A 16601-nucleotide genomic window follows, 5' to 3' on the forward strand; every position below is an offset into this window, starting at 1 on the left:
CGGTCGTGATCACAAAGTATCGCACGCCCGCTCGTAAACCGCCGATCGCCGGGCCGTCGCCATTGAAGATGACTTCGTCGCCATCCACAAATCCGTGGCCGACGATCGTGATTTCATCGGCATCCCCATCGACTGCACCAGCGCTGAAATTGTGTGAGACGGCATCGGTCGCCGCGTCGGTCTCAGATTCGCTGAACGCTCCCGTTTTTGCGATGACACCGTCGCCGAATCCCAGTCCGGTGACCACTGCGTCGTTGGCGATGATTGCTTCGGTTGTCTTGTCGACCACGGTCAAGGCGGCCGTTGCACCAGCTGACGCAACGAGGCTGAGCCCCGCCTGTCCGGAAACAAGTGTTAAATCCGAATCGTTTGCCGCATCGACCCAAACCGTGTCACCGGCAAGCACCTGCGCTCCGCTGTCGATCAGCGCTCGCGTCGTACTGAGCAGTGTGGAACTGGATGCCGCAAAACTTGCCGCTGCACCTCCGACAGACACCGCTGCCGATACGGAGATAATCTCCTCGTGAGACGATGCGGTTACGACGACATCCTCTGCCGCTGCGACTTCCGCAAGTTCCGCGACGGTCGCTTCGGTCGTCTTGTCGATCACGCCCACTTCGATGCCGCCACCAATTCCAACGGCGCCAGCACCGGCCGAGCCAGCGCCACCGATCAACCGTGAATTATCGGCCGCCACGACAAAAACGCTCTGTTCGGCGTGAGCGTCCAGCGTATTCTGGTTGATTCTCGCGCCCGCACCGATCGTGGCTCGTGTGTTTTCGTTCAAGCTGGTTGTCGTGATCGATCCGGCACCGCCAACGGTCTGCCCGCCGGTGGCACCACCCGCAGTCACGGAGATCACATCTTCCGACGAATTGGCTACGACAGCGACTCCACGCACGTCGATGGTGCCTCCATTCCCATCGGACACCGATGATGTTCCCGCTTGACCCGACGCATCGATCGTTGCGCCATCGTGGATCCGCGCTTCAGTTGTATTGACCGTCACAACCGTCGCACTGGCCAGGGCTGCGGCACCCATTGATCCGCTGCTGATTCCTCCTGCGCCCAATCCCATGAACACATGATCTTCCGCCGCGACAATCACGTTGCCCGCAGCATCGACGGAGGAATTTTCGTCGATGAAGGCTTCGGTTGAATTGGCAGTCACGTGCAACGCGATCGACCCGTTAATGCCGACACCGACAAAAGCCTGGGAACCACTGAGTGTTGCGGAGACCAATTCGGTTTCCGAGACCGCTTCGACCGCAACGTTACCTCCCGATTCAACATCCGTGTTCTGCAGGAAAGCTTGCGTGCTGTAGACCGTGCTGTTGTTGGTGAGCGCGCCACCGATTGCGGCAACGCCCGATCCAGCGGCCGCTCCCGAACCGGCGCTAAGTTCACCCGCCTGATGCGCTTGCACGTTAACATCGCCGCCGGCAACCAGAGTTCCCGCGTCTTGAATGCTTGCTTGCACGTCGCCGACAACGACGTTCGACGCCAATGACCCGGCAGCCGCAGCGCCCGACGAGACGGATGCACCGACGCCCACGGCAATCTGCGTCGCATCCGAAATCGCAATAACATTCACCGAATCATCGGCTGCGACCGTTGCGTCATCGATCGATGCGGTCACCGTCGTGAACACGTTGTTGACCGAAATCGACGCTCCGGCCGAAACGCCAACCAGCGAGATGGCTAGCGCCCCGGCACCACTGACGGCGCTGCTAAGCGAATCGTCGGTCGCCGTGACGCTAACCGAACCTTCTGAATTCACCGCACTACCGCCGCCGATTCGTGCCGTCACGGAATTGACCAGTGTGTTATCCGCGCCCGCACCGGCTCCGGCCAGCGAACCGCTGCCGATCGCAATGTTCACCGCAGCCGCACCGGCCACGGTACTGGCGATCATCTGCACATTGGATTCCGCTGCGACTTCGACATCGCCGCGTGCGGTGACTGTCGAGTTGTCGATGATCGCTTCGGTCGAATTGTTGACCGCGTTGACAACGAAGGACGCGCCGATCGACACTCCCACCGCAACGGCAATACCACCGGAACCACCGGCGGCCAATGAACCCGCGTTGGTAATCAGATCGACGCTATCGGTAGCATCCACCCTGACATCGGTTGCTGTGATCGCGCTGTCAATGATCGCCGCGCTGATCGTATTTCCGACACCGCTGCCAACCGCAGATCCAGCGCCAGCGATCTGAATACCGCCACCTGGGCCGCCTGATCCACCCGCGGCGAAACCAATCGATGCCCCGATAATCTGAGCGTCGGAACGAGCGGATACAAGGACGTTGCCCGCTGCGTTGACCGTGGACGAATCGATCCGCGCGCCAATGTCATTTGCGATCGACATCACGGCGTACGAAGCGCCCCCCTGTGCCGTGACACCCCCGGTTCCACCGCCGGCGAACGACACCGCACCCGCACCCGCGCCCGCTCGCACGAAGGAATCATCCGCTGCCGTAACGCTGACGTCGCCGGTCGTCGCTGTAACTTCGCTGTTGTCTTCAATCGTCGCCTGCACGGAACTGTCGATCACAACCGTCACGCCCGCACCGGCTCCCGCGATGGCCACGCCACCGACGCCACCGCCATTGGCATTGCCCGCAAAACCGACTGCGGCGGTGATAATTTCGGCGGTTACACTCGCGGCAACCGAGAGCGAATCTGCATCGATCGTCGAACCGTCAACCGACGCAAGCACTTCGCTGGTTACGACGCTAATGGACAGAGATCCTGCGAATCCAACATCGACGCCGCCGGTTCCTCCGCCTGACGCGCTGAGCGTCGCGCCGCCAGCACCGGCGAAGATCGACGAATCGTCGGTGGCCGCGATCGTAACGATACCACCCGCGTCGATGTCGCTGTCTCGGACGATCGCCGACACCCGGTTGGTGAACGCATTCCCCGTCCCCGAACCGACGGCAGTCAAGTTGACGCCGCCTGTTGCGCCACCGGATCCACCGCCACCGAAGCCAAGTGTCGCCACAATGATTTCCGCAGCGGAGTCCGCTTGCACGGTGACCGCACCATCGGCCATCACTGTCGAATTGTCCGCAATCTCAGCAGTCACCGACTGGTCGACAACGTTGACGACGATGGACGGCCCGATTTGTAGCGTTCCGCCGCCGACGGTACCACCGCCGGCCCCACCGCCAGCGCCCGCACCGGCAGTCGCGATGATGTTGCCGCGATTGGTGGCCGTTACCGAAACGCTACCCTCAACGCTGGGCGTATTGTTGGCGACCGTGATCGTGCTGCGAATGACGCGAGCAGAAACATCCGTCGTGATCAAATCAATTGCTGCGGCACCCGCTCCGTTGACGGTAATACCGCCGGTCGAGCCACCAGTTCCGCCCACGGCACCGGCAATCGCGGCAGTGATAATCTCCGCTTTCGCCAATGCGTCCACCGAAAGGTTGTTTGCCGTGATCGTCGAGTCTTCGATAATCGCCTCGACACGCAAAGGATCGGATTCCACCCCCGTTTCGTTGACGGAGAACGATGCCCCAACGCCAACACCAACTCCGCCCGTCGCACCGCCCGCACCACCGCCTGTCGCGCCGCCGGAGAACGACTTGATCGCCGCTTCGTTTTCCGCCGCAATTGATACCGCGCCACCAGCCACGAGGTTCACGTTGCGCAGCGACGCTTCGACGTCGCTGCTGATCCCGTTTACGGTGACTGAACCGGCGAGGCTTACCTGGACACCGACAGTGCTGCCGCTGCCGGCACCACCGCCCGTGAAACCAACCGTTGCGCCGATGATTTCACCGGTCGCTTTGGAGTTGACGTCCACATCCCCCATGACGCCCAACGCTGTGTTCACGATGGACGCTTGCACGTCGCTTGTGATCACGTTGCTGACCAGCGACGCTCCAAGCTGCGGCGAAACCGCGACATCGGAACTGAACGAGACCGACAGCGAAACCGCGCCTGCCGCCCCGATGATCGTCGAATTGTCGACAGCATCAAGCGACAGATTTCCGCCCACGCTAATCGTTTCGTCGTCGACCGCTACGTCGGCCACGATCTTCGCATCGACATCGTTGGTGATCACGTTGACCGCAATCGCTCCGGCTGCCGACAGTGCAACCGTCGTTCCGCTGCCTCCGCTGCCCGCACCGGCAAACCCGACGGCACCGGCAATGATTTCGGCGTTCGACGTTGCGTCCATATCCAAATCGCCGTCAGCAACGACGATCGAATTCTCGATCAACGTCTGAATGGAGTTGTCGATCGCGTTCACCACGACACCCGCACCCGCTGCGCCAGCGTTCGCTCCGGAAGATCCGCCCGCTCCCGCCGCAGAGACTCCGCCCGCGAAGCCTTTGATGTCCGAATCGTCCGTGGCCGTCAGAAGCACCGAACTGCCAGCGGTGATCGCGCTGTCAAGAATCAACGCTTCGACATCATTGGAAATCGCGTTGCCCGTGGCCGAACCGGCTCCGCCAAAAGCAAAACTACTGCTCTGACCGCCGACCGCCGCTGCGGTGAATCCAATCGATATGGCAAGAACTTCCGCATCGGAGTGTGCTTCAAGCGTCACGTCGCCAGCGGTGTCAACGGTCGACGTCTCTATCGATGCGGTGATGTCGTTGACGATCGTGTTTACCGAGATCGCGCCAGCAACCGTAACCGCGTTAGCGTTCTGCTGTCCGCCACTTCCCGCAATCGTTCCCGCTCCGGCTGCTGAGTTGATGCGTGAAGCATCGTCGGCGCTTACGGTCACGCTGCCGCCGTCGTTGCCATTCTGCGCTGTCGCGTCGATCGTGCTGTGAATGATATCCGCAGTGACTTCGTTCACGATCACGTTGGCGGTCAGCGCGCCCGCAAATGCGCCCGCGTTCGCGGCCTGTTGTCCACCGGACCCAGCGGCGGACCCCGCGAGCGATAGCGCGAAAATGTCTGCGCTCGAATCGGCATCGACGATCACTCCGGCACCGGCTGTGATTGTTGCGTTTTCGATTTCCGCTGCCGTGATGTTGGTGATCACGTTGGCCGCCAGCGAGGCGCCAATCGCGCCGGATGTATTCCCGCTCCCGCTGGAACTGCTCGCACCTCCCGAACCGGCCAGAGCTGCGCCGCCAGCAACCGAGTTAAAGGTCGCGTCGTTGGCCGCGATCAATTCGACAATGCCGTCTGCCGTTACCGTCGATCGCCGGATCGACGCTTCCACGGCGTTCACGACCACATTGCCCGACGCCGACCCCGCTCCGGTCAACGCGTTGCCGCCCGATGGAGCGCCAAGCGTACTAGCGGACTCTCCAGCGCTGTTGGTGACCAACGAACTCGATGAAGCCGCGTTGACGACGGAAAACCCGTCGAACTCGTCCTCCTCACCAAACAGGCTGGCCAGTGCTCGGCCATCGAGCAAAAATCCGTCGTCTTCATCGCTGCTCGATCCGGTCCCGGTGCCACTTGCACCGCCATCGCCGCTTCCGCCCGAGCCACCGCTATCACCTGAACTGCCGCTTCCACCCGAGCCACCGCTTCCGCCCGACCCGCCACCGCTGCCACCGGTATCGATGTTGACGGCCAGAGCAAATCCGATCGTGCCGACGCTGATGTCGGCCGTCGACATCGCGGACATCGACACATCGCCGCCCGATGTCAACGTGGTATCCTCAACGGTCGCTTCCACGGTGTTCACGATGACGTTCGTGGCCAGCGAGGCTCCCGCAGCACCCGCGTTGCCATTTAGTCCAATGGACGCAGCCGTTCCACCCGCGAAGGCCTGAATCGTCGAGGAATCGTCGGCCGTGACGTGGATGTCTCCGCCGGCACCAATGGTCGTGTTTTTGATGGACGCTTCAATCTGATTTACAATCGCGTTGCCCGTGCCCGAACCCGCTCCGGCGATAGAAACCGAACCGCTTCGTCCCAGCGCTCCCGTGCCGGTCAGACCTACCGAAACGGCCACAATTTCGGCATCCGACGCGGCTGTGACATTGACGTCGGCGGACGCGATGATCGGTGTGTCGTCGATCGACGTGATGATCTCGTTCGTGATTGTGTTGGCTGAAAATGCTCCGGCGACTGCCACAGCGTTTGCGTCGCTCGACGACGCGCTGCCGGCAAGCGTGCCCGCGCCTGCCGCCGATTGTATAGATGACGAATCGCTGGATGAAAACGTCACGTTGCCGCCGGTTGTGTTCACCGAACTGGTGCCCGACAGCGTCGAATGAATCTCGTTGACGATGACGTTCGCGGAGAATGCTCCCGTGATCCCCAATGCGGTCGCGTCCTCCTGACCGGCGGTCGCAGAAACAGCTCCGGCAAGCGTAAGCGACGTGATTTCAGCCGTCGACGTAGCATCGACCAACACGTTGCCGCCCGCCGTCACAGGCGTGTCGTCGATCAGAGCATCGACATCGTTGGTGATGACGTTCAGCGACAACGAACCACCGATCGCACCGCCGAGACCGGCTCCCTGACCTCCCGCGCCGGCGATCGCTGCGGCGCCGGAACCGGAACCAATTTTCGAACTGTCTTCGGCGCGGACAGAAACGGCGCCGCCGGCATCGATTGTCGTCGACAGCAGCGATGCTTCAATGTCATTGGCGATCACATTGACGGCCGCTGAACCGACACCGACAAACGATTTGCCGCCACCCTGACCGGCGGCAATGGTTCCCGCTAGGCCGACAGCAGCGCTGCCAATGTCGGCGTTGGAAGTCGCCGAAACGCTGACGTCGCCGGTCGCGTTAACGGTCGACGGATCGATCGATGCGGTTACCGTGTTCGTGATCGTGTTGATTCCGATCGCCCCGGATACCGCAACACTGGTGGAACTCTGTTGCTGCCCGGTCGTGCCAGCCAGCGTTCCCGCTCCGGCTGCGGAAATCGTGTTGGAGACGTCATTGGCGCTGAGCGTTACATCGCCGCCGCTGGCTATCGGGCTCGTCGTCGTGATCTCGCTGTCGATGACCAGTGCTTCGACGGTATTGACGACCACGTTGACCGAAACCGTCCCGGCAATCGCGACACCAGTCCCCCCCTGTTCACCACCTGCCGCAGCGACACTGCCAGCCAGTGTGACGGACGTTATATCCGCCGTTGAGTCGGATGTCATCAACACGCTGCCGGCTGTTACCGACGAGTCTTCGATTTCTGCCTCAACAACCGACGCGATCACATTGGCAGCCAACGATGCTCCGATTCCCGCAGCCGTGCCGCCATTGCTCGAGCCCTGTGAGCCGCTTCCGGCGAACGAAATCGCGGCACCACCTGCGGCGGAGATGATGGTTGCGTCGTTCAACGCATTCAAGGAAACCATGCCATCGGCGATGATCGTACTGTCGTTGCGAATCGACGCTTCCACGACATTCACGATCACATTGCCGGAGATCGATCCCCCCCCAGCAAGCGATGTTCCGCCGTCAGACGCGTCGCCCGACTGAGTGGCCGAACTGTTGAAGGCGTTGCCAGCTTGCCCGCCGTTGCCGCCGACAACCCCCATCGCAATAGGATCCAACGCGTTTTGATTTCCGAACAATATGGCCAATGAGCTTCCGTCGAGCGGATTGGAACTGCTGTTCGTTCCGCTACCGGCATCGGTGCCACCGCCTGAGGTGCTGCCGCCCGTACCGGTGCCTGAGCCGCTACTGCTACCGGTGCCTGAGCCGCCCGATCCACCGCTGCTCGAATCGACACTCACGGCAACCGCGAATCCGATTGTCGCGGCCGTGATCACAGCAGTCGACGCTGCGTCGAGCGTTACGTCGCCGCCGGAGGTCAGGTCCGTCTCTTCGATTGTGGCTTCGACGTCGTTCGTAATGACGTTCACGCCGATTGAGGCACCGGCTGCGCCCGATGTACCCCCCTCGCTGATCGTGCCAGCCACACCGCCCGCCAGCGAAGAAATCTGTGAAGCGTCCAGTGCCGACAGCAACACAAGCCCGCCGGTGATGATCGTTGAATTCTTGATCCACGCATCGATATCGTTGGCGATCACGTTGCCCGATGCAGAACCGGCGCCAGCAATCGAAACCGAACCGCTATCTCCACCCGCCGCCGCGCCCGACATACCGACGGTCACCGAAATGATTTCGGCTTCTTCATCGGCTGCGAGTTGCAGGCTTCCGGCAACATCGACGTCCGAATCTTCAATCGTCGCACTGATTGCGTTTGTGATTGTGTTGGCCGAAAACGCTCCAGCAACCGCCACCGACGTAGCGCTGTCACTGCCCGATGCACCGGCCAATGTTCCCGCACCCGCACTGGCGTTGATCGTCGATTCGTCCAACGCATTGATCGTCAGGCTGCCACCGCTCGATACGATGTTGCTGCTATTGGTGACGTTGGCGTTGACTTTACTGACGATCACGTTACCCGACAACGCTCCGGCCAATGCGACCGCATTTGAACTGTCGTTGTTTCCGCTGGCAACCGACAGGGCACCCGCTAGAGTTAACGCGGTAATCTCGCCCGTCGAATAAGCTCCGACAAACACGTCGCTGCCCGCCGTCACGGTGCTGTTGTCGATCACCGCGTCCGTGTTGTTGATAACTAGATTGACGGCGATGGATGCCCCGATTGCACCGCCGGTTCCCCCGTTGGAACCACTTGCCAGCGAAACAGCCGCTCCGCCCGCCCCCGATCCAATGAACGAATTGTTGCTGGCGATGACTTCGACATCGCCCCCCGCATTGATGCGGTTACTGTCGGAGATCGACGCGATCACTTCATTGTCGATCGCGTTGCCCGCCGCCGAACCGGCACCGGCGAATGACTTGCCTCCGCCATCGCCACTGGTGACCGCTCCGGCGATGCCCAGTGCCGCCAGGGCGATGTCCGCGTCGGCAATTGCCTTGACACTCACGTTTCCCGTCACATCAACACGGGCCGTGTCGATTTCTGCCGTGATGTCGTTGACGATCGTATTGACTGCAATCGCCGCACCAATCGAGACGGCTGTGTTGTCGTCGCCACCAGTCGACAGCGCCAGCGTTCCCGCGCCAGCCGCCGCAATGATCGACGATTCGTCGACCGCGTCGATCGTCAAACTTCCGCCGGTGCTTGTAATTTCGTGAATATCTGCGTTACTGGAAAACGTTTCGCTGATGATCGCTGCGTCGATGTCTTTCGTGACGATGTTGATCGACAGCGCGCCCGCACCGGTCCCGGATGTGCCTCCGGTTTCGCCACTGGTTGCTGCGCCGGAACCAGCGATGGTCATCGAAATGATTTCAGCAGCCGATCGCGCTTCCAGGTCGATATTTCCTTCTGCAGTGATGTTGGTGTCGGTAACAATTGTCTGTACCGAATTTGCGACAACATTAACCGACAGCGATGCTCCAACCCCGCCGGCCTTCGATCCGCTGTTGCCCCCCGTGCCGCCGTCGGAGAAGGCAAACGCCACACCGCCAGCGCCGGAACCAATGCGTGAAAAGTCATCTGCGGAGATCTTCACGGCACCACCGGCGTTGATCGTGCTGGACGTCACCGTGGATTGAATCGAGTTGACGACAAAATTCCCCGCGGCAGCGCCGGTTCCGGCAAACGACTTGCCCCCATCCTGGCCACCGGTTCCCTGGTCACCCTGTCCATCCTGAACACCGCCGCCAGCGGTTCCAAATCCGTCGGACGCTGCGAGGCCGACGGCCGTATTCGAGAACATGTCATGCTGATCATCGTCGCCGGCGAACAGACTGGCCAGCGTGAGACCGTCGAGCGGGCCTTCACCGTCGGCCGAACTATCGTTGCCACCGGAATCGCCAGCGCCACTTCCGCCGCCGTCGTCTGTTTCGGAACCGGACTGGCGGGTAATCGCAAGGCCAAATGTCACGTTGGTTATCTCGGCATCCGATTCGGCATCGATCACGACATCGCCCGTCGTCGAGCTCACCGTGGAACGGATTACCTGTGCATCGATTTCGTCGACGATGAAGTTCGCCGACAACGACACACCAACGGCCGCGTTTCCACCAAAGAAGGGTGCGGCAATGCTGCCAGTGAGCGCACGAATCGTCGCGTCGTCCTCCGCCAGCACACTCACGTTGCCACCGATAACGGTCGAGTCGACGATCGTGGCGGTAATGTCGTTCGTTACCGTGTTGACCGTGGCAGCTCCGGCCGCAGCTGAGCCATCGTCGGGAAAACCACCCGACACGGATAAGGCGAGGATTTTCCCGTCGAACGTGTCAACTTCGTCGAAGAACGCCAGCGGCGGCGCTGTCTCATCCGATCGAGCGGACACCGTTACGGTTCCGCCGGTCTGGACGTGCGATGTATCAATACTTGCGGAGACGTCGTCGTAAATCAGATTAAAGCTGAGCGACACGCCGAGCCCAAGCGTGTCGCCGCCGAGTCCGACGGCTCCCGCAAACGACTGAATATTGGCGTCATCCCGAGCCGCGACAATCACATCTCCGCCGGACGAACCTAGATTTATCGCATCGGTGTCTCGAATGGTGGCAACCACACTATTGCGGATCAGGTTGATCGACAGCGTTCCCGCTGCCCCGACATCGCCGTTTTTTGTGGCTCCCGCCGAGGCGGACATCGCCTGAGTCGAACTGTCCGAGGACGCGTCGATGGTCAGATTGCCGAGATGGGTGACGGTGGAACGCTCAAGATCGCCGGTGATTCCAGCAAAGACATTGGAGGTCAGATCGGTGAGTCCAATGGCTGCGCCCAGCCCCACCTGACCGCCGTTCTCTTCGTTCACGGTTCCACCGCGGTGTATCGATGGATTCGTGCTGCCGTATGCACCCGCGCCACCAATCGCCACCATGCGCGATGTGTCGATCGCCGTGAGTGTTATGTCTCCGGTCGCTTCAACATCGACACTGTCCATGTAGGCTTCGGTTTCCGTGATAACACGATTGACCGACAATGAACCGGCGAGCCCAATCGAGCTCGTCTTATTCTCCGTACCCCCTTCGCCTCGCGCCACGGCGAGACCTGCGCTGAAAGAAAACAGGAATCCATCACTGTCTGCCGACAATTGAATGTCGTTCTGGTCGTCGGTTACTGGATTTGCGGGGCGAAGCGTCGCCCCGACGATGAACGCTTTGGTTGCCAATTCCAGTTGATTGAAACTCAGGGCCGCGCCAAGTGACAGCGACACTGAATTCTGGTTGTCCGGGCGCTTCTTCTTTATTATTTCCTCACCAGGCAACACATTCTTGAAGCTGGGTAGCGCCGCGCCGCCGGATGCCGAAATCACTCCAGTGCTGTCGTTCGCTGCGATCATTACATCATCAGCAGTAAACAAACCGTTATCGTTGATATAGGCGAGCGTGTTACCGGCGACGATATTGACCGACACGCTGGCGGCGAGCGTGATGTTAATCTCCGTCTGTTTTCCGGCCGCTGGAGGAGTACTGGCCGGTGGATTGCCTGACGACGAACTGCTGCCTGACGACGGATTCACGCCGTTCGCTGTCTGTCCATGGAGACTCGGCAGCGGCACGTTCGCCAGCGGCATTGTCGGAGACGCGGGCGCTGGTGGAGTACCGGATGGATCCGCGGGTGGTTCCGTCGCCGGACTGTCCTTCGCTCCTGAAACGACAAACGCATACAATCCGCCGTCGCTTTCTGCGGTGATGCTGATGTCCTGTGCGTTGATGACCGTATCGTCGCTGCCGGGGGCGTCATCGGACGAATTGCCGATGCGAGCCTGAGTGTCTCGCCAGACCGTATTGATGCCGATCCCCACTCCGACAGAGATCGTCTCACCTTTCTGCACCGCGCCAGCTAGGTTGATGTGCAGCATGTCACTGCTGGCAGCAACATTCAAGTCGCCCGTTGTGATATGCACGCCCGATTCGATCACGGCATGGGTCGTACTATCCACCCACAGAAAGTCCACACTACCACTAAGTCCGAACGTACCATCCGCATCGCCCCCCGCTTGCGTGAATAGGAAGGTCAGGAAATCTTCGTCGGCCGTGACATCCAGACTGCCCGAATAAAGATCGACCCCGTTTTCAATCGTTGCCGTTGTTGTCGTCACGAAGATCGGCACCAGAACGGATCCGCCGACACCACCCTTGCCGCTTTTAATCCCCAGAGGATCCACCAACGCAGCAAATTCACGATCTTTCAGCTTTTGCACGGGTGAGTTAAATCCCGGATCACCAAAAGCAAATGAAATATTGCCCACCGCCGCGATCAGGGCGATCTCGGTCGCGGCGGCGACCGACACATCCTGATCTCCATCGCGATACTGCGCCGATTCGTCCTGATTGATCTGCGCACCGGCTTCAATCACCGCATGGACATCGTTGAGATACGTAAGAACTCCCAACTGGCCGCCAAGGGAAATCCCGCTGGAGTCGGATTCATTGTCAAGTCCCGAGTTAGCGACGGAGGTCGCGATGTTGGTGTTAAACATCCGGCTTTGAAAGCCACCTGTTCCATCCAGAAACGTCAAGAACGATTCAATTCCGTCGCCAAGCAGCGTTTCGAAGACACTCTCCCCGACATTTCCCAGGGCATCGGGATCGCCTGTCTGGAAAAAGTCAGCGACGGAGTCGAAATCGAGTCCGGGATTGACTTCATCTGCCAACGGATACGCGAGTGACGCATCGACGCTGATTTCTCCTGCGGCGTCAAGTTCGGCTTCCCCGGTGACCACGGCATCGACGTCGTTCTGATAGTATCCAATTCCCAGGGCTGCCGCGACAGCCAACTTTGCCGGTGCCTGATCGCCTTCGTTGTCGCCTTCTCCTTCGGGCTTTGAGATGCCCGCGCTGGCCCCCGTCGAAACAGACTGCTCGGTCTCCGCAGATATGCTGATGTCACCTTCGGTTTGCAGGTCGGCAAACCCTACGCGAGTCAAAACCGAGTGATCGAAGTAGTTGACCGCAATTCCGCCGGCAAGCGTAAAGTCCGCACCCTCCACTGCGTCCATTGTCTGGCTGGTTGGTGCGTTCTGCGGATTGGTGTTGGGCTGATTATTTGTCTGGTTTCCCGATGTCTGAGTGCCGACGTTGTTTGCCACGTTACTAATCCGCCCGACCATACCGCCGCCGACTTGCTCCAGCTTCCCCACACCGTGTTCAGCGTTACTCACTTTATCAAAAATGTCGGGCTCACCTCCAATCGAGGTGCCCGCGTCTGCGGCATTTTCGGCTTCCAGCGATGCGCTGATGCCAATGCCCTCGGTCAGGCCGATATCGAGCGAATGTTGATTTCCGCTTCCGAACGTGAGCAGATCAAGGGCCTCTGCAGCGAATGCTGCATCTTTTGATTCGGCCAGACGGAACGAATTCTCATCCACGACCACCACAAAGAACTCGCCAGCATTGTTCAATCCATCAATCGCAGTGTCCCTGATCTCGATTGTCGTTTCGGTCAGATCCGGATTCTGAGCATCCGGTTCACGGGCCCTTGTCACGGTCCGGCTTTTGGTCGGATCCGTGCGGTAAATCAGCAACTCGCCGGTTTCCAATCCGTGGTTCTCAATCGTGATCAAGTTGTCGTCGCTCGAAACATCGTTCGCAGCACTGAATTCGAGTGCGGGAAGTTCATAAACAAAGTAGGTCGGTACGTCCGGCGCATCGGCCAGATCGATCAGTTCTTCGGAAAGGATGTTGAGCAGTTGGAACGAGTCGGCCGTTGCGTTGGCAACAATATATTCGCTGCCGTTGCTCAGCCCGTCGATCGGTTCTTCCTGCAATGTGGCATACAGCAGAATATCGCCGTTCGCGAATCCGTGATTCACGATGGTGATCGTGTCGGTGTCGATGTCCACCGTCGGTACTTCCACACCTCCGCTGGTCACCGTGTCCGCTGCGTTGAACTCCATAACATCCGTCTGGCTGACGGTGTGAATAGAGTCTTCGCCGACCTGCGAATTATCGAGGTCGATGTGCGGTCCGCGGGCGAGTTGGATGGTGTCGTCACCATTAAGTATGACGTAGTATTCGTTCCCGTTTTCGACGCCTGAAATGGGAACGTGCAGATCCGCGGCATTCTCGTCTCCCGAGTTGTAAATCACTTTCTGATTGTTGATCAGTTCGTGTTCACTGAAGTCGAGTTCGATGGTGTTGTTGACGAGATCAACATCGGCGCTCGGGTCGAAGATCAAATCCGCATTCGCACCCTTGGCGCTGATCGTTCCTTCAACCACGGTTTCGACATTTGATTCGTCGAACGCAAACGAAAGGGCAACGCCCACCGTTCCGTCGTGATAGGTGCCAACCGATGCCTCGGCTCCCGTCGATGCTTCGCCAGAAGCCGAGATATTTACGTTTCCGCCGGTTGATGTGATGGTCGTCGTGCTGCCAATATTTGTCCGAGCGACAAGGTCCGTCGTGGCGATTGCGATGGCCGTCGCCAGATTGTTGTCGTTGGGAGCTTCGCCAAGGTTCGATGCGGTGCGCGCCGACATGGATGCCGTCGCACCGGATTCCGCAGCGATTTCGACGCTGCCATCGGCCGTGATGGTCGTCGTTCCATCGATCGTTGTGGTCGCTGATGAATCCGCGCGTGAAAAACCGGCGGCCATTGCGTACTTGTTTTGGCCTCCATCACCGCCGCCAGCCAGCGGTCCGCGTTTCGCGTTTTGAGCGATCGCCTGCGTCGACCCATCGGCCGAAGAACTCGACGAAATCTCGACGTCTCCGCTTGCCCGAATGGTGGAGTTCGTAACCGTGACATCCGTCGACGCTTCACGTATCATCACCGAAGCGTTGAGACCTGTGAATTCTGTCAGCACCAGTCCTGGGATCTGGTTGACAAAGCCGGTGAGGTCGCCCGCAACACCAGCCGCCTGATCCGGTAATTCATCGGCCAGCGTTTCGTCGGAAACCGTTGATGCCAGCGTGATGTTTGAACCGATCAAAGTCGCGTCGTTCAGTGTGATGTCAGCCGACTTCGCCTGAAATGGGAATTCGGGCTGACTCTGAAACACGCGGTGGTTCAACTCTTCGGCTGTGATTTCGATGTCACCTTCGATCAGATCGGGAACGGAGCCTTCAATCACATGTGTCACCAACAGCGCCCCGGACTCGACCGTAACCGACTTGCCAGCGATCGTCAGATTGCCGGAACCGGCGATCGAAGCGTCGTGTTCGTGATCGCTGCCGTCAATTGCCCGCGTCGATACCAGAGCGCCCGCGGCGATCGTGATCACTCCACGATATTCGACGCCCAAAACATCTTGGCCGGTGATCGTGATATGTCCATTGACCAGACTCTCTTCACCCGTGTCGGCATCGATAACCGTCGTCCCATCGCTGTGAGCCGTCAGCTCGTCGACGATCCTCAGGTTCAGTACGGTGTGGATGTCCAGATTCCCTTCACCACCACGGAACGTCCATTCAATATCCGTCCCGGTCGAATTTGTCAGGCCGACCCCCGTAAAAAAATCAAGTGGCAGAAGTGCCTCGGTGACCGAGCCAATGGACAACGAATCGTCGCCGTCGAGTCCTTCGAAGATGACCTTATCGACGTTCGTGAACGTGTTAATGTCGCCGTTGAGTGAGACGATCAGTCCGCCATCAGTCAGCGGATCGGTTCCGACAATCTCGACCTCGTCGTCCCCATCGGTTCCCGTGATCGTGAGGACTCCACCGTTCTGATTGACGTCGAAGGTGTACGAGTATGCGTCGAGCGCCGACTGTGAGAACACATCGGTCACGCTCGCATCGATCCAACCCGTCGCGTACTCGAGTTCCCAGTCGCCACCCAATTTGGCATTGCCGGTCAGATTCGAGGACGCAGCGACATCGGCGCCGGTCAGTTGCGCAAAGTCTTGGACAAAATCGACTCCCCATTGTCCATCCGCAACGTTGCAGCCGTACAGTAAAACATCAGCGCCCGGCGCCAGGGAATCGTTCCATTTAGCCAGCTCGCTGCTGTAGTCTTCCAGCGTTGACTCGCTGAGCACCGAATTCCCCAATTGCAATTCGCCATTTGCACCATGGGACAAAATATGGATCGCATGAACGTCGCGGTATTGCGCGAGCGCTTCGGAAATCTGAGCGATTCCGTCGGTCGATCCATCCAGCTGGTGTACGATCACCGCACCACCGCTATCAGCAACGCTGCGCGCTAAACGATCGGAATCGGCGATTCCCGCGTCCACAAAAACAATTTGGCGAACCGGCACCGCAGCAAATTGATTGGCCTCAATACTCGCTGAGATCGAAGAGGCTGCTGCCTTGTTCAATTGCTGCGAACCTGGCATTACCTCCGCTGTCGATGCCTCCACTTGTGAAGCCTCAAGCGACATCAATCCCATGTCGACATCTAGCATCACGGGATCGATGACAACCGCGTCCGCCGCGAGCATCAATCGCTGTTCGAGAGATTCGACCTCAATGGGCAGTACATCCAGGTTCATCTGCCGCCACGTCCGTTCGCGTTTACCCTTACTCACCTGTTTTGCCTTGGTGGACTTCCGGTCACGTTCGGTCATGGCTGAACCTAAGTCTGCGTGTTGTCAATTGGTGATCAATGTGGCCGTTCCGAACGAGGCGAATCCAGAACAAGCGGTAGTCGCTAGCGGCCCGAAATGAGTAGGAGTGCGAGCTGCAGTATACCATATCACACCCCCAATGGGTGAATGGGATGGTTCTGTAAGTTCGTACTAATCTGTGGTGTTGTTGGATGTGGTATGCGCATAA

General features: G+C 59.4%; 1 protein-coding gene (only partly in view). It reads right to left on the minus strand.

From position 1 onward, the window contains the following. On the minus strand, positions 1-16354 hold the 5' portion of the coding sequence (locus EC9_RS09500; protein WP_218934700.1) for a DUF4347 domain-containing protein. Its footprint begins 12173 nt before the window's first position; only the first 16354 of its 28527 coding nucleotides appear in the window; it begins with the start codon at positions 16352-16354; its stop codon lies beyond the left edge, outside the window. Positions 16355-16601: the final 247 nt, after the last annotated feature.

Origin of the sequence: Rosistilla ulvae (assembly GCF_007741475.1) — a bacterium.
GTDB lineage: Bacteria > Planctomycetota > Planctomycetia > Pirellulales > Pirellulaceae > Rosistilla > Rosistilla ulvae.